Origin of the sequence: Streptomyces tamarix (genome assembly GCF_032423885.1) — a bacterium.
Taxonomy (GTDB): domain Bacteria; phylum Actinomycetota; class Actinomycetes; order Streptomycetales; family Streptomycetaceae; genus Streptomyces; species Streptomyces tamarix.
This window is the reverse complement of the sequence record NZ_JAWCTQ010000032.1, coordinates 67,538-83,327: the sequence shown is the minus strand read 5'-3', so window position 1 is coordinate 83,327 and position 15,790 is coordinate 67,538. Positions and strand designations below refer to the sequence as shown.

At 78.3% G+C, this 15,790-nt stretch carries 13 protein-coding genes; 3 read left to right on the top strand and 10 right to left on the bottom strand.

The window, feature by feature from the left end:
- Positions 1–289: 289 nt before the first annotated feature.
- Both RND61_RS22855 and RND61_RS22850 read left to right on the top strand, forming a co-directional pair.
- The gene (locus RND61_RS22855) at positions 290–1,630 is read left to right on the top strand and encodes a cytochrome P450 (RefSeq protein ID WP_315879919.1); all 1,341 of its coding nucleotides are present in this window, start codon (positions 290–292) and stop codon (positions 1,628–1,630) included.
- Between the two features lie 99 nt (positions 1,631–1,729).
- Entirely contained in the window at positions 1,730–1,942 is a 213-nt protein-coding gene (locus RND61_RS22850) for a hypothetical protein (protein ID WP_315879918.1), read from the top strand.
- Between the two features lie 158 nt (positions 1,943–2,100).
- Here RND61_RS22850 and RND61_RS22845 read toward each other — a convergent pair whose 3' ends face one another.
- On the bottom strand, positions 2,101–3,417 hold the full coding sequence (locus RND61_RS22845; protein ID WP_315879917.1) for an FAD-dependent oxidoreductase: 1,317 nt from the start codon (positions 3,415–3,417) through the stop codon (positions 2,101–2,103).
- Positions 3,414–4,727: a carboxylate--amine ligase gene (locus RND61_RS22840; RefSeq protein ID WP_315879916.1), complete on the bottom strand. Its 1,314-nt coding sequence runs from the start codon at positions 4,725–4,727 to the stop codon at positions 3,414–3,416. The genes RND61_RS22845 and RND61_RS22840 overlap by 4 nt, the downstream gene beginning before the upstream one ends.
- A gap of 170 nt (positions 4,728–4,897) precedes the next feature.
- Here RND61_RS22840 and RND61_RS22835 point away from each other — a divergent pair, with 170 nt between their 5' ends.
- On the top strand, positions 4,898–6,244 hold the full coding sequence (locus RND61_RS22835) for a glycoside hydrolase family 26 protein (protein ID WP_315879915.1): 1,347 nt from the start codon (positions 4,898–4,900) through the stop codon (positions 6,242–6,244).
- Here the strand turns inward: RND61_RS22835 and RND61_RS22830 are convergent.
- From RND61_RS22830 to RND61_RS22795, 8 genes are read right to left on the bottom strand one after another with little or no spacing between them, the layout of a single operon-like run.
- Positions 6,198–7,412, bottom strand: coding sequence for a GNAT family N-acetyltransferase (locus RND61_RS22830; RefSeq protein ID WP_315879914.1), 1,215 nt, complete (start codon positions 7,410–7,412; stop codon positions 6,198–6,200). The two genes, RND61_RS22835 and RND61_RS22830, sit on opposite strands and share 47 nt — an antisense overlap.
- Positions 7,409–8,113 (bottom strand): lipopolysaccharide biosynthesis protein, encoded by a 705-nt coding sequence (locus RND61_RS22825; RefSeq protein WP_315879913.1) that lies wholly within the window; start codon positions 8,111–8,113, stop codon positions 7,409–7,411. The genes RND61_RS22830 and RND61_RS22825 overlap by 4 nt, the downstream gene beginning before the upstream one ends.
- A complete protein-coding gene (locus RND61_RS22820; protein WP_315879912.1) occupies positions 8,110–9,222 on the bottom strand; it encodes a glycosyltransferase in 1,113 nt (370 codons plus the stop codon). The genes RND61_RS22825 and RND61_RS22820 overlap by 4 nt, the downstream gene beginning before the upstream one ends.
- Positions 9,219–9,968 (bottom strand): polysaccharide deacetylase family protein, encoded by a 750-nt coding sequence (locus RND61_RS22815; RefSeq protein ID WP_315879911.1) that lies wholly within the window; start codon positions 9,966–9,968, stop codon positions 9,219–9,221. The genes RND61_RS22820 and RND61_RS22815 overlap by 4 nt, the downstream gene beginning before the upstream one ends.
- Complete coding sequence (gene murJ / locus RND61_RS22810; RefSeq protein ID WP_315879910.1) at positions 9,901–11,622, bottom strand: murein biosynthesis integral membrane protein MurJ; 1,722 nt, start codon at positions 11,620–11,622, stop codon at positions 9,901–9,903. Before murJ ends, RND61_RS22815 begins: the two co-directional genes overlap by 68 nt.
- The gene (locus RND61_RS22805; RefSeq protein ID WP_315879909.1) at positions 11,619–13,094 is read right to left on the bottom strand and encodes an O-antigen ligase family protein; all 1,476 of its coding nucleotides are present in this window, start codon (positions 13,092–13,094) and stop codon (positions 11,619–11,621) included. The genes murJ and RND61_RS22805 overlap by 4 nt, the downstream gene beginning before the upstream one ends.
- A complete protein-coding gene (locus RND61_RS22800; protein WP_315879908.1) occupies positions 13,094–14,581 on the bottom strand; it encodes an exopolysaccharide biosynthesis polyprenyl glycosylphosphotransferase in 1,488 nt (495 codons plus the stop codon). The genes RND61_RS22805 and RND61_RS22800 overlap by 1 nt, the downstream gene beginning before the upstream one ends.
- Positions 14,578–15,738, bottom strand: coding sequence for a glycosyltransferase (locus RND61_RS22795; RefSeq protein ID WP_315879907.1), 1,161 nt, complete (start codon positions 15,736–15,738; stop codon positions 14,578–14,580). Before RND61_RS22795 ends, RND61_RS22800 begins: the two co-directional genes overlap by 4 nt.
- Positions 15,739–15,790: the final 52 nt, after the last annotated feature.

Here is a 15,790-nt window from a genome sequence, read left to right as displayed (position 1 = left end):
CGGGGGGTCCCCCGGCCCCCCCCCCCGCCCCGGCCCCCCGCTCCCGGCCCCGCTCCAGTCCCGCCGGCACGCCGGTGGCCGAGCGCCACCGGGTGTCGGCGTGTCCGCGCGCCCGCGTGTTCCGCCGAGGCCCACGCGCCCGCGTGACCCGCCGAAAGCCGCGCGCCCGGCGCCCGTGACCATGTCGCACGCCCCGTGTTCCGCGCCCCTGCGCCGCCGTCTTTCGCGTACCCGTGCCGCGTCCTCGCGGGGTGCGCATGCCGGCGCCGGGCGGGGGCACTCGGGCGCCATGGTGACGACGGAGACGGGCGCCGTGCGGGTCTCGGCGCGGGACGCGGCACGGATCGCCGCCGTGGTGGTGGCCCCCACGCTCGCCGCCGGGGTGATCGTACGGCGACGCGGCGGCATGGCCCTGGCGGAGCGGTACGCGGCCGACCGGCGGGCGATCGGGCTGCTCGGCGAGTTGCGGCGGCGGTACGGGCCCGGTCCCCTGCGCGCGGACGTGGCCGGACGGCACTTCGCGCTGGTGCTGCGCGCCGACGACGCCGTACGCGTCCTGGAGGGCACCCCCGACCCGTACTCGCCGGCCACCCGCGAGAAGCGGGCCGCCCTGGAGCAGTTCCAGCCGCACGGGGTGCTGATCTCCCGGGGCGCGGAGAGGGCCGGGCGGCGGGCCCTCAACGAGTCCGTCCTGGAGACCGGCAACCAGTTGCACAGCCTCGCGCCCGGGCTGGTGCGCACCGTGCGCGAGGAGACCGGGCAACTGTTGCGGACGGTGGCCTCCGGCCCGGGCGAACTGGCGTGGGACGACTTCGCAGCCGCGTGGGACCGCACCGTGCGGCGGGTCGTCCTGGGCGACGGCGCGCGGGACGACACCGCGCTCACCGCCATGCTGGGCCGCCTCCGCGCGGCCGCCAACTGGTCGGTCGCCGCCCCGCGCCGCACCGGCCTGCGGGAGCGCTTCGAGCAGCGGCTGCGCGCCCACGTGGGTCGCGCCGAGGCGGGCAGCCTCGCCGCGGCGCTCGCCGCGACCCCCGCCGCACCGGGCCTCGACCCGGCCGGGCAGGTGCCGCACTGGCTGTTCGCGTTCGACGCGGCGGGCATCGCCGCGTTCCGGGCCCTCGCCCTGCTGGCCACCCACACGGCGCAGGACGCGCAGGTGCGCAACGAGGTGGCCGTCACCGACCTGACCGAGCCGCACCTGATGCCGTACACGCGCGCGTGCGTCCTGGAGTCGGTGCGGCTGTGGCCGACGACGCCCTTCCTGCTGCGCGAGGCGGTGCGGGACACCGACTGGGGCGGCGGCACGCTGCCCGCGGGGACCGAGTTCCTGGTCTACGCGCCGCTGTTCCACCGGGACGGGGTGCTGCCCTACGCGGACCGGTTCGCGCCCGAGATATGGCTCGACGGGACCGCGCAGGACACCGCCGGGCTGTTCCCCTTCAGCGCGGGGCCCGGCGCCTGCCCGGGCGAGGACCTGGTGCTGTTCCTGACGTCGTCGCTGCTCGCAGCGCTCGTGGAGCGGCACGCGTACCTGCCGGACCGGCCCGGGCGGCTGCGCCCCGACCGGCCGTTGCCACGCACCCTGGACCACTTCGGGCTGCGGTTCGCGGTCCTCCCGCACCGCTGAACCGGGGCGGCTCCGGCCCGTTCCGGGGTTCGGATGCGGGCGAGGCGAATGTGACATGATGCGATGGATCCGACACGCGCCGTGAACGGAAGGGTTGTCATGGCCTCTGGCACCGGCAAGTGGGAGCGCGTGCCCCCCGCTCCGCGCCCCGGTCTCCCCGCGTCGGCCGCGGCCCGTCCCGGGGCCGCCGACGCGTCCCCGGTCTTCGCGGCGCTCGCCCGGGAGTGGCGGTCGGAGGGCCGTGTGGTCCCGGGCGCGCGGGACCACGAGTGGGAGCTGCTCATGGGGCGCCCGGCGTGGCCCGGGCGCTGAGCGCCCGCCACCCGGACGCACCCCGGCCCTGGGCCCGCCCGGCCCCGATCTCCGGCTGAACCCGGTCCCCCGCTGGACCCGGCACCCGGCCGCCCGCGCGTCGGCGGTTGCCCGGGTGCCGGCGGTCGTTCGCGCGTCGGCGGCCGGCGCGCGGGTGGTCAGCCCCGCGCGCGTACGCCGGCGCCGGCCGGGCGGCTCCCGGCCCGGTCCCCCGGCTCCTCCGCCGGCCCCCGCGCCCCCCGGAGCCGCCGCTCGACGCCCCGGACGAGCCGCTCGGCGGTGTAGGCGGCGCCGTACACGAAGCGCATGGCCGGCCCGTACGCCGGGGCGGTCAGGAGTCCCGCCAGGAACAGCCCGGGGTGGGACGACTCGAAGTGGCCGCTCACCTGCGGGGCGCCGCTCGTGCCGACGGTGCGCAGGGCGTCCCGCACGTCCTCCGGCAGCACCTCCACCCGGTCCAGGCGGGGCGCGAAGCCGGTCGCGGCGATGACGTGGTCGGTCTCCACCTCCGCCGTCGGTGCGCCGGGCCGGGAGCCGTCGGCGAGGACGAGCCGGACCCGGTCGCCGCGGGGTCCGGCCGGCGCGGCGGCCACGACGGCCTTCCCGAGCCGCACGTCGGTCACGGCCTCGAAGCGGTGCCGCAGCCACCAGGCGCCGGCAGGGCCCAGGGCGGTGCCGAAGAGGTGCTCGCGGGTCGTGTCGGGCAGGTGCCGGAAGAGGCCGGGCACACGCGCGTACAGCACGTTCCGCCACCCGCTGCCCAGGCCGGTGTGCGGGGCGAGGGCGGCCTCCCGCAGGCCCCGGCGAAGCGGCGGCGGGACGGTGTTCCACACGAGGCGGCGGGAGCGGGCCACCACGCGCGCGCGGGCGCCGAGTTCGGTGAGGAGCACGGCGGTCTCCAGGGCGGCCTGGCCGGCCCCGAGGACGGTCACGTCCCGGCCCGCGAAGGCGGCGAGGTCGGCGTGGTCGCTGCTGTGGGTCACCCGGTGCGGCCTCAGCGGGCGCAGCCCGGCCGGTACGTCGGCGAACGGCACGACGCCCAGCGCGAGCGCCACCGTGCGGGCGCCCGTCTCCTCGCCGTCCTCGGTCGTCACGGCGAACCCGCCGTCCGGGCGGGGGCGCACGGCGGTGACGGCGCGCGGGTCGACGGCGGGGGCGGCCCGCCGGGCGAACCACTCGCCGTACTCGGCGAAGAACCCGACCGGCAGCGGCACGCCGTGCTCCGCCCGCACCCCACGGGTCGCGGCGTACGCGGCGAGGCGGTACGCGCCGGCCGGGTCCGACAGGTCCGACGCCCAGGGCTCCGACTTCAGGAGCATCCCGGGCGGCATGTCCCGCCAGGAGCGCATCACCCGGCCGTGGACGCGCACGTCGAGGCCGCGCGCGGCCGCGTGGGCGGCCACCGACAGCCCGTACGGGCCGGCGCCCACGATCACCAGGTCGTCGTCGTGCATCGCTCGCACCGCTTTCGTCATCGTCGGGAGGAGGGGTCGGAGGGGGCCGGGCGGGGGGCCTCGGTGCGGGCCGACGGCTGGGCCGGGATCGGGGCGCGGGGGCCCGCCCCGCCGCGCCAGGCCCGGCGCGGCGCCGTCCAGGCGTGGCGGGCCAGGTGGGCCGCCCAGGCGCGGGCCATGGCGAACGCGGGCGCCGGGTCGTCCGCCGCGTACCAGGCCGTCTCCAGGCCGCCCGACGGGCCGGGCGCGCGGGTGCGGGGCCGGGGGGAGGCGAGGACCGACAGGGCGGCGTAGTTCTCGACGGCGAACCGGCGCCCGTACGAGCGGACGAGGTCCGGCACCGGGCGCCCGGTCAGGTCCAGGTGCAGGGCGCGGACGACGTCCAGGCCCCAGGGGTCGGAGAACAGCCGGAACTGGGCGCCGGGCCGGGGGTTGAAGTCCAGCAGGTGGTACGCGCCGGTGTCCGGGTCCCGGCGGAAGTCGAGGTCGGCGACGCCCCGGTAGCCGAGCGCGGCCACCAGGCCGCGGGCCAGGCGCTCGACGGCCGGGTTCGGCGCCCACGTCCCCACGGCGGTCAGTCCGGCGCCGTCCGGCCAGGAGCGGACCTTCCGGCCGGTCCCGGCGACGCGGCACGCCCCGGCGCCGTCGCAGTACGCGTGGAAGAACCAGTCGCCGTCCCGGCTGGCGGGCAGGTACCGCTGCAGCAGGAGGGTGCTGCCGGCCTCCGCCCCGCGCGCGTGGAGGTCCCGCACCTGGCGGGCGGAGCGGACGAGGACGGTGCTGCGCAGTCCGGCGCCCGGGGGCAGCAACCACGGGCGGCTCCACTTGGCCACGACGGGCAGTCCGAGGAACGCGGCCATGGCGGCGGCCTCGTCGGCGTCGGCGGGGGCGAGGGTGCGCGGGTGCGGAACGCCGAGGCGGCGGCAGGTCGCGGCGAGCGCCGCCTTGTCGGCGACGAGCGCGGCGAGCCCCGGCGGCTGTTCGGGCACCAGGAACCTGCGGACCGGGCCGCCCGGCTCGCGGCGCAGCCCGTCCAGCGCGACGGCGGTCGCGTCGTCCAGGGGCAGGAGGACGGCGGGCGCGCCGGCGAGCGCGTCGGCGATCCGGGCGAGGGTGCGGCGGACGCCCGCGGGGCCGTCGCCGGCGGGGTGGAGGTGGCACCGCCGTACGTACCGGGAGCGCGCCGCGGGCTCCGCCGGGGAGCCGGTCACGAGGTGGACGGGGACGCCCGCGCGGCCCAGGGAGCGGACGGCGCCGAGCGTGCCGTGGTGGAACGGGTTCCGGTCGAGCCGCACCACTACGGCGGCGACCCGGGTGTCGAAGAGCGGCACGGCACGTCCTCGTCTCGATGCCCCGATCGGGCGATGAAATCCACTGATGGTCTAGGGAAGGGCCGGGTCGGGTTCCCGGCCGGCCCTCACGGAATACGTTCGGTGCAGATGGCCCGGTGACGGAGTGATGAACGGCGTGACACGGCGCGGCGGCCGGCGGAGGAGTGGCGATGACCATCCGGAACGGAAAAAGGACGAAAGCCTGGATCGGGGTGTGCGCGGCCGGCCTGCTGGTCTCGGGTTCCGTCATGACGGCCCAGGCCGCGCGGGCCGACGAATTCCGTTCGGGTCCTGATCCGGTGGCGACCGGCGAGACGGCGCTGGGTGCCTACCTCCACTACGGCCCCGCCGGAATCCAACGCATGGAGGAGCTCCAAACGTGGCTGGGCGGCACCGAGCTGCGGGTCGGCCACACCTACCTGCCGGGCGACCGCTGGTCCAACATCGCCGGGCAGGTGGGCTTCCTGGAGGACTGGGCGCAGTGGCGGCGGGCGCGCGCGGACCGGATGTTCGTCCTCAACGTGCCGATGGTGGAGCTCAACGAGGGCCGGCTGCCGGACTTCCTGGTCAGGCGGACGTTGCGGGCGGGCGCCGAGGGCCTGTTCGACCAGCACTTCCGCGCGCTCGCGGAGCGGCTGGTGGGGCTGGGGGTGCCGGACACGATCATCGTCCTCGGCTGGGAGATGAACGGATCGACGTACGGCCACCGGTGCGGGCCGGACCCGGAGGCGTGGAAGGAGTACTGGAAGCGCATCGTCACCACCATGCGTGAGGTGCCCGGCCAGGAATTCCGGTTCGACTTCGCACCCAATCGGGGCCGGGACGCCATTCCATGGACCGAGTGCTATCCGGGCGACGACGTCGTGGACATCGTGGGAATGGATTCCTACGACCAGCCACCGGGCCGGACATTCGACGAACAGGCGAACGAACCGTACGGGCTGCGCGATCACGTGGAATTCGCCGCCGCCCACGGAAAGCCTATCTCCTATCCCGAGTGGGGCCTGTTCCGAAACGGCGACAATCCCGAGTACATGCGGCGGATGCTCGAATGGATGAAGGTGCACAAACCGCTGTACCACTCGATCAGCGACTACTGCCCGCACGGCGTGTGGCAGTGCCAGGGCAATCCGAGGTCGTCGGAGGTGTTCCGGTCGGCGCTGTCGGGACTGGCCCCGGCAGCGGCGGGGCCGGCGCGCACGGGGACGGCACCGGCGGAGCCGGCACCGGTGGATCCGGCGCGCACGGGGACGGCACCGGTGGAGCCTGCACCGGTGGAGCCTGCACCGGTGGACCGGTCCGCCGATCCGGTCGCGCCCGGGGGGCCGCCCCAGCCGCCCGGGTCCCCGCTCCCCGGGTCCCCGCTCCCCCCGCCCGTCCCTCCCGCCTCCGTCCCTCCCGCCTCCGCGCCTCCCTCCGGCAGGACGGACGGGGCGGAGTGCGCCGAGCCCGTGGACCTGGGCTCCCGGATCAGGAAGTGGCTCGGCGCCGGCCCGTGCGCCCGGCGGGAGCGGTGAGACCCCTTCCGGTTCTGAGTCCGTGCCACAGCCGGCGCGCCCAGGGCCGGTCGCGGAGCCGGTCCGCCGCCCAGCACCGCCCGCCCGCGTGCGCCGCCCGCAGCCACAGCAGGGGCGCCGCACGGCGGCGCGCCAGCAGCAGCCGCTGGTTGCGGACGGCGGAGGGGCGCCAGTGGTGCTTGTACGGCTCGTCGCCACGCAGCAGGCTCAGCGTGCCGCAGCCCGCCTCCCCGGCGAGCCGGACGCCGTTGCGCAGCAGCAGCGTCGCCACGTCCACCTTGAGGGAGCGCAGCACCGGGTCGACGCCGTACAGGTAGCCGCCGGACAACCGGGGCGAGAGCAGGGTCAGATCGGCCGCCACCACGTCGCCGCCGACGAGGAACTCCGTCACGCGCGCGTGCCCGCTCTCCGCCATCGCCCGCACGGCGCGGCCGAGGTGCTCGGCGAACCGCTCCGTGAGGTGCTCCTCCGTCACGTCGCGCCCGGCCCACTGGCGGCGGTGCAGGTCGAGCAGGTGGCGCAGCGCGCGGGGCGCCTCCTCGGCGGGGACGGGCCGCGCCTCGACGCCTTCCCGCTCGATCCGGCGGAGCTTCGCCCGGGCCCGCTGGGCCCGCGCGGACGGCAGCCGGCGGACGAGTTCGTCGACGGGTCGCGGCGGCAGTTCCAGGCACACGGAGTCCGGCAGGCGGGTGCGCGGGCCCGGCCAGCAGGCGAGGAGCCGCTCGGCGGCGGCGCCGGGGCGGACCTCCCTCAGGTCGACCACGGTGCCCGCGGCGAGACCGGCGAGCGCCGTCGCCAGCACGGGGACGGCCCCGGGGTGGCCCTCGTCGACGAGCACGTCGCCGTAGTCGGTGAGGGCGCCGCCCAGGAACGCCAGGGTGGGCACGCGCGCGCGGGTGCGCCACAGGGGGGCGGCGGCGACGAGCCGCCCGTCGCCGGCCCGGCGCACGAGGACGACGCGCAACCGGCCGGGGCTGCCGTACGAGAGCCACCAGGAGTGCAGCCAGGCGTGCGTCTGGAACGGGGTGGCCGTGGAGCACCGCCCGTACAGGTCCGCCCACTCGGCGGCGAGGGCGGCGAAGTGCCGGTCGTCCCGGCAGACGGTGGCGGTGAGGTCCCCGGCCGGGCGCGCGCCGGCCGCCGGGGCGCGGGTGCCGACCGCGCTCATACGGCCCCCGTCTGCGACGCGTCGCCGACAGCGGGCCCCGGCACTGCGGCTCCCCGTCCCGTGGCGGCGGGCGCCCGCTCCGCGCCCCCGTCCGCCGCCCCGGCGTCCCGCTGCGGGCGGACCAGCAGGGACAGGCCGCCCAGGAGGCCGCCGCCGGCGCCACCCACCAGGGCCGCCAGCGGGGCCGACGGCGAGACGGGGCGCGTCGGGGTCGTCGCGCGCGAGAACTGGACGACCTTCACCCGGGTGCTCTCCTCCGCGTGCGCGCCCTTCTGCACCAGCGCCCGCGCCACCCCGTCCGCCATGGCGGCGGCCGTCGCGGGGTCCTCGGAGCGGGCCGTGATGGAGATCATCGGCGCGTCGGGCGAGGTCGCGGCCGACACGCTCGCCCGGAGCGTCGCGGGCGACACCCGCGCCCACACGGCGGCGTCCCCGGCGAGGGCGAGGTCCGTGGCGACCCGCCCGTACGCCTGTGCCAGGCCCATCGCCCCGGCCGGATCGGACCGTTCCCCGGGGACGACCACGACGTAGCCGGTGGCCGCGTACTCGGGCGTGCTCAGCAGCCCGTACGCGCCGCCGGCGACGGCGCCGGCCAGTACCGCGGCCGGCACGGTCCAGGCGCGGCCCGGGCGCTTGGCCCGGGCGGCCCGGCGGGCGAGCCCGGCGAGCAGGCGCCGTACGGGAAGGGTTCGCGGGGTCATCGGTCACTCGCTTCTCGGTAGAGGGTCCGGTACAGGGTCGTCAGTTGTCGCGCGCTGCGCGCGATGTCGTAGCGGTGCGCCGCCGGGGGCACCGGGCAGCGTCCGGGGCGCGCCGCGTGGGCGGCGCGGGTCTCGCGCACCGCCGCGGCCACGTCCGCGACGGTGCCGCCGATCCGCCGGGCGGCGGGCGCCTCCTCCGGCGGCAGGTCGTCGAGGGCGGGGCAGGCCACGTACCGGACGGGCAGCCCGGCGGCCAGCGCCTCGACGACGGCGAGCCCGAACGCCTCGTCGGCGGACGGGGACACGAACACGTCCATCGCGGAGAGCAGCGCCGGCAGGTCGCGGGTCACGGCCCCCGCCCACACCACCCGGTCGTCCACGCCGCTCGCGGCCGCCAGCCGCTCCAGCCGCTCCCGCTGCGGGCCCTCGCCGACGAGGAGGAGCCGTACGTCATGCGGCAGTTCCGCGACGGCGCCGACCAGCGTGTCGAACCGCTTGCCGGGCACCAGCCGGCCGACGCCGCCCACCACGTACGCGTCGGCGGGGAGGCCGAGCCGACGGCGGGTGGCGCGGCGGGCCGCCTCGTCGTGGGCGAGGCCCGCCGCGTCGATGCCGTTCGGGACGACGTGGACGCGGTGCGGCCGTACGCCCCAGTCGGCCAGGCGGCGGGCGACGGTGTCGGAGACGGCGACGGTGGCGCTGCCCAGCCGTTCCGTCGCCAGGTACAGGGCACGGGCCCCGGTGCCCAGGGGGCGGCCCTCGATCTGGACGGCGCCCAGGGAGTGCTCCGTCGCGACGACGTGCCGCACACCGGCGAGGCGGGCGGCGATCCTGCCGTACACGCAGGCCCGGTACAGGTGGGTGTGGACGATGTCGTAGCGACCGCGCCGGATGAGCCGGGTGAGGCGGGGCAGGGCGGTCAGGTCGCGGTTGCCGCGCATGCCGAGGTGGGTGACGGGGACGCCGTCCGCGCGCAGGGCGGCGGCGACGGGGCCGGGGTCGGTGAGGGTGACGACGGCGCTGTGGACCGGCAGGTGGCGCAGCAGGAGCCGCAGTTGCTGCTCGGCGCCGCCGATGCCGAGGCCGGTGATGACGTGCAGGACCCTCATGACGCGCGGGCCCCGGCGGTCGGCGGGCCGGCGGGGGCGCGGCGGCGCAGCGCGTGCAGGCGCCGCTTGGCGTGCAGCCGCAGGGCCGTGTCGCGCTGCCCGACGTGGACGCGGGGCAGGGCGTGGACCCCGCTCAGGGCGCCCGGGTCGATGGCGCAGGCGTACGCGTAGCCGGCGTCCCGCACGGCGTCCGCCACGCGCGCGTCGACGTGCCCGTACGGGTAGCAGAACCCGGCGGGCGGCTCGCCGGTCAGCGTGTGCAGCAGGTCGCGGCTGCCGCGCAGTTCGTCGTGGAGCGTCGCGTCGTCGGCGGGCGGCAGGGAGACGTGCCGCAGGCCGTGGGAGGCGACCTCCATGCCGGCGTCGGCGCAGCGGCGGAGCCCTTCGGCGGTGAGGAGGGGCTTGCGGGGACCGAGCGGGTCCCAGGCGTTGTCGCCGCCGAGCCTGCCGGGCAGGGCGAAGACGGTGGCGGTGCAGCCGTGGCGGCGCAGCAGCGGGACGGCGTGGTGGAGGAAGTCGGCGTACCCGTCGTCGAACGTCAGCCCGACCAGTCCGGCGGCGCTCCCGCGCGCGCGGGCGGCGAGGAGGTCGCGCACGGCGACGCCGCGCAGCCCCCGCGCGCGGAGCCAGCGCAGTTGGGCGTCGAGCCGGTCGGGGGTGACGGTGACGCGGTACGGGTCATCCCTGTCGGTGTCGACGGAGTGGTACATCGCGATCCAGGGGGACGGCGGGGTGCGTCGGAGCATGGCGGTGCCTTCGCGGGAGGGGACGGCGGCGCGGGAGGGGGCGGTGGCGCGGGAGGGCGCGGCGCGTCGCCACGCGCGCGAGGTGGGGCACGCAGGGTGCCCGCAGCGCGTGCGCGGCGAGGACGAAGACGACGAGGACGGCGGTGCCCGCGAGGGCCGCGCCGAGGAGGGGATCGGCGGTCCACGAGGCGCACAGCCGGCCGGCGACGGTCGCCGCGGCGGCTGCGGCGGCGAGCCGGGCGAGGCCGACGACGACGGCCCGAGCGGACAGCGGGACCTGCTGGCGGCCCGTACCGGCGAGGAGCAGGGCGGCCGTGAGGGTGATGCCGGCGGCGTTGGCGAGGGCGATCCCGGAGGTGCCCCAGCGGCCCGCCCACAGGGCGCCCAGGGCGGCGTTCGCGGCGACGCCGAGGCCCATCGCGGCGGCGGGGAACCACAGCGGGCGGGACGCGGAGAAGTAGCACCGGCCGAGCGCGCTGACCAGGGCGTGGCCGAGCAGCCCCAGCGCGTACACGCGCATGACGGAGGCCGTCGCCGCGGTGTCGGCGGCGTCGAACGCGCCGCGCTGGAAGAGGAGCCCGACGATCTGCGGGGCGGCGGCGACGACGGTCGCCGCGCCGACGAGGACGACGGCCCCGGCGAGCAGCAGGTCCCGTTCGGCGCGGTGCCGCGCGGCCTCCCGGTCGCCCGCGGCGACGGCCCGGGCGATGACGGGGAAGCTGACGGTGCACAGCATCAGCGACAGCACCATCGGGAGCTGGGCGACCTTCTGGGCGTAGTTGAGGTGCGAGATCGCCCCGGCGGGCAGCGGCGCGGCGAGGAACCGCTCGACGAGGACCTGCGACTGGCGGCCCACGGCGAAGACGATGACCGGCGCGACGAGCGCGAGGACCACCCCCGTGGCCGCCGCGGACCCGTCCCGGTCCGGTGCGCCGGTGGCGCGCTTCCGGAGCCGCCGCACCAGGGAGGGCGCCTGGACCAGCGCCATCAGCGCGCCGCCCGCCGCGACCCCGGTGGCCGCCGCGCGGACGCCCCAGGCGGGGCCGAGCAGGACGACCGCCGTGACGATGCCCGTGTTGTACGCGACGTAGATCGCGGCCGGGGCGAGGTACCGCCCGTGCGCGCGCAGCGCGGCGCTGAAGTACCCGGCGAGCGCGAACGACAGGACGCAGGTGGCGGTGAGCCGGGTGCAGTCCACCGCGAGCCGCTGTTCCGGCAGGCCCGGCGCGAGCAGCGGTACGAGGAGGGGCGCGGCGGCGGCGACGAGCGCCGCCGCCGCGGCGGTGCCGAGCGCGGTCCCGGGCAGCGTGGACCGTACGAGGCCCGACACCGGGTCCGGTCCGGTCGCCCCGGCCTCGGCGCGCCGGGCCAGGGCGCGGCTGAACGCGGGGACGAGGACGAGCGCCATGGCGTCCTCGATCAGCAGCGTCGACGCGAACTCGGGCACCGTCCAGGCCACGAGGAACGCGTCGGTGTCGGGGCCCGCGCCGAAGGTGCGGGCGAGGAGCTGGTCGCGGAGGAGGCCCAGGAGGGCGCCCGCGGCGGTGAGCGCCGCCGTGAGCAGCGCCGCGCGCGCGAGGAACCGGTTGGAGGGCGCCCACGCGGGGCCCCCGGACCGCGCCTCCTCCGCCGGCGGGGCGGTGCTCCCGGTCACGGGCGCCCTCCGGGGGCCCCGCCGGACGGGGCGGCGGACGGGTCGCCGGACGGATGGTCGGACGGGCCGGACGGGCTGGCGGACAGGTGGCCGGACGGGCCGGACGAGCTGGCGGACAGGTGGCCGGACGAGCCGCCGGACAGGCCCCACCAGGCCGCCACGCCCAGCACGACGGCCGTCACGACCGTGGAGGGGCCGCCGATGTCGGCGTACAGGAAGTCCACCAGCTGCCACCCCAGCAGCCCCAGGGCGACCAGCGCGCAGTCCAGACGGCGGCCCGTGCGGCGGGCGGCCGGGAGGCGGCGGCAGCCGCGCACCAGCAGCACCAGCCAGCCGCCCGCGAGCGTCAGGAGGCCCAGCAGCCCCTGTTCGCCCAGGACCAGCAGGTACATGTTGTGCGGCGACAGCAGCGGCTGCCTCCGGAACGCCGTGCCCGCGCCGCCCGTGTCGCTGCCCGACGACAGGGCGAGCGACGCGTGGCTGTCGCGGTGCGCGGGGAAGCCCTTCAGGCCGACGCCGGTGAGCGGCCGGTCGCGCCACATCCCGGCGGCGGCGGCCCACAGCGCGTACCGGTCGGTGACGGACCGGTCGGGCGCGGCGGCGACCCGCGTGATGCTGGCGGCCCGCTCCTGGACCATCGCGGAGCCGACGCCGAGGCCGCCGACGAGGACGACGGCGAGCGCCCCGGCCGCCAGGGCCGCCCGCAGGGCGCGGCGCACCCCGGTCGCCGCGAGCTGCGCCGCGCAGGCGAGGACGGTGGCGATCCAGGCGCCGCGGCTGAACGACAGCACGAGCGGGACGGTGAGGAGCGCCGCGCAGGCGAGGGCCGCGGCCCGGGCGCGGCTGCGGGCCGGCGCGCCGAGGGCGAGGCCGACGGCGGCGACGATGCCGTACGCGACGACGGTCGCCATGCCCATCACGTCGGCCGGGCCGAACGTGCCGACCGCGCGGACGTCCTCGCCCCGGTACGAGGCGCCCGTCCCGGTGGCGTACTGCACGACGCCGACGCCGCCCTGGACGAGGGCGAGGCCGATGAGCGCCCAGGCGACGGCGACCAGGTCGCGCCGGTCGCGCAGGGTCAGCACGACGGCGGCCGGGACCAGCACGAACACCTGGAGGTGGCGGACGAGGCCGGGCAGGGCGGCGGCCGGGTCGTGGGCGGTGACGGCGGCGACGCAGATCCCCACGACGGGCAGGCCCAGGACGACCGCCGCGACCCGCGTGAGGGGCCGCACGCGCGCGCGGGCGACGCGGACGAGGCACCACAGGACGAGGACGCCGGACGCCGCGTCCGCGACCGTGCCGCCGCCGGACGCGGGGGCGCTGCCGGGCGGCACGGCGAGGAGCGCCACGACGGCGAGGAGCGGCACGAGGCGCGCCCACCGGGCCAGGGCGGCCGGCCGGGCCGACGGCACGCGCACGGCCGCGGGGAGGCGGAACCCGTACGGGGCGGGGGCGGCGGGTGTGGCCATCAGCCACCCGCCGGGCGGATCAGCGTGGCGGCGGTGCGCAGGAGGATGCGCACGTCCTGCCAGAGGGTCCAGTGGTCGATGTAGTGGTTGTCGAAGCGGCAGCGGTCCTCGATGGAGGTGTCCCCGCGCAACCCGTGCACCTGCGCGAGGCCGGTCAGCCCGACCGGCATGCGGTGGCGGGCGGCGTACCCGGCGTGGAGGCGGCTGAACCGCTCGACGAAGTACGGGCGTTCGGGGCGGGGGCCGACGAGGCTCATGTCGCCGCGCAGGACGTTCCACAACTGCGGCAGCTCGTCGAGCGAGGAGCGGCGCAGGAACGATCCGACGGGGCTGAGCCGTTCGTCGTGGGCGACGTTCCAGCGGGTGGCGGCCTCGCGCTCGTTCTCGGGGCGCAGGGTGCGGAACTTCAGGAGGGTGAACAACCGCCCGTTCTCCCCGACGCGCTCCTGCCGGAACAGGACGCCCGGCCCGTCCGCGAGGCGTACGGCGGCGGCGCACAGCAGCAGCACGGGCGCGGCGGCCAGCAGCAGCAGCCCGGCGCCGGCGATGTCGAGGGCCCGCTTGGACAGCCGCCCGGCACGGGCTTCGGGAGGTTCCAGGAGCCGGAACTCGTACCCCCACAGGTGCCGCCCCATGGGCGCGGGGGCGGCCTCTTCGCGCGCGGTGGGGCCGACGATCCAGAGGGCGCAGCCGTTCCGGCGGAGCATGGCGGCGTGGCCGGGGTGTGCCGTGCCGTCCTCGCCGGTGACGAACAGGGCGTCGCGGACGCCGTTCTGGATGACGGCGCGCTGGACGTCCTCCGGGGAGGTGAGCACCGGCAGCGCGGGCCCCGGCGGCGCGGCGTCGGCGGGTTGCGGGATGTCCTGCGCGGCGTGGGTGACGAGCCCGACGGGGCGGACGCCGTACTCGGGGTGCTGGTGCAGCAGCGCGGCGAGGCGGTGCGCGGCGGGCGCGGCCCCCACGACGAGGGCGGCGCGCGGCTGGCCGCGGGCGACGCGGCGGCGCCGGTGGTGGACGGCGCCCCGGAGGACGGCGGCGGAGACCAGGTGCAGGGCGTACGCGGCGGCGAGCGCGCCGGGGCCGAGGGCCAGCTCCGGTGACCGGGCGGCGAGCAGCGCGGCGACCGCGCACCACAGGAACGCGAGCCGCGCGGCGACGGCGGGGAGTTCGTCGAGGAGGGTGGGGTACGCCCCGGCGCGTACGGCGCCGAGCGCGGCGGGCCGGTACAGCCCCCCGCGCGCGTGGAGGGCGACGGCGGCGACGGTGATCTGGAGGAACAGGGCCGCGGACCGCTGGACGGGGGTGAGGGCGACCGCGGCGGGCAGCACGGCGGCGCAGTCCGCCGCGACCAGGGCGGCGGCGAACGGGGCCTCCGGGAAGGCGCGGGAGCGCGGCGGGGCGGTCCGCGCGGTCCCGCCGCGCGGCGGGGCGAGGGTGGCCGGGCGGGCGGTGTGGGGCCCGGACGTGCTGGTGCTTTCCGTGGTCACGGGAGGGTCGGCTCTCCGGGCTCGCGGTGGCGCGGCCCGGCGGCCACCTCTCGGTACACGTCGGCGATGGCGGCGCCCGCGTGGCGCACGTCGAAGCGGGCGAGGACGTGCTGGCGCGCCTGGCGGCCCAGGACCTGCCGGAGGACGGGCCGCCGCAGGAGCCCGACGAGCGCCGCGGCCAGCGCGTCGACGTCACCGGGCGGTACGAGGCAGTGCGCGGCGTGGCCGGGCGGCAGGCTCTCGCGGGCGCCGTCGACGTCGGTGAGGAGGACCGGGCGGCCGGACGCCATGGCCTCCAGCGGGGCGAGCGCCATGCCCTCCCAGCGGGACGGCAGGACGGCGAGGTCGGCGGCCCGGTACCAGGGCAGCGGGTCGGCGACCGACCCGGCGAGGACGACGGACGGGTGGGCGGCGGCGCGCAGTTCGCCGGCGGCGGGGCCGTCGCCGACGAGGACGAGCCGGGCCCGCGGCACGCGCGCGTGGACGGCGTCCCAGGCGCGCAGGAGGAGGTCCTGTCCCTTCTGGCGGCACAGCCGGCCCACGCACACCACGACGGGCGCGGTGGCGGGCGTCCCGGCGAGGAGCGCGGCGCGCGCGGCGGCCCGTTCGGCGCCGGTCGGGTACGGGCCGAACCGGCCGGTGTCGACGCCGTTGTGGACGACCGTCCAGGAGGCGCGCACACCGGCCCGCTCGCCACGGCGGCGTTCGGCCTCGCTGACGCAGATGACCCGGTCGGTCCACCGGGCGGCCCACCGCTCCCAGCGGCGGGCCAGGACGGCGGTCGGCCCGTCGACGGCCTCGAACGACCAGGCGTGCGGCTGGTACACGGTGGGGAGGCGACCGCGCACGGCGAGGCGGGCTGCGAGCCCGGCCTTGGCGCTGTGCGCGTGGACGAGGCGGGGACGTAGGCGCGCGACGAGGGCGGCGACGGCGCGGCTCTCCGCGACGACGTCCCGGACCGGTTCGCGGCGGGCCGGCCAGGGGTGCACCTCGGCGCCCCCGGCGCGGGCCGCGGCGGCGAGCGGGGTGCCGGGCGGACAGGCCACGGCGACGCGCATGCCCTGCGCCACGTGGGCGCCGACCACTTCGGCGACCACCCGGGCCACCCCGCCGTCCCCGGGCTGGACGACGTGCAGTGCGGTGAGGGGAGGACGCACGCGTGCCCCTTTCTGACGGAGTGGCGGCTGAGTGGTGGCGGGGGCGGCGAGG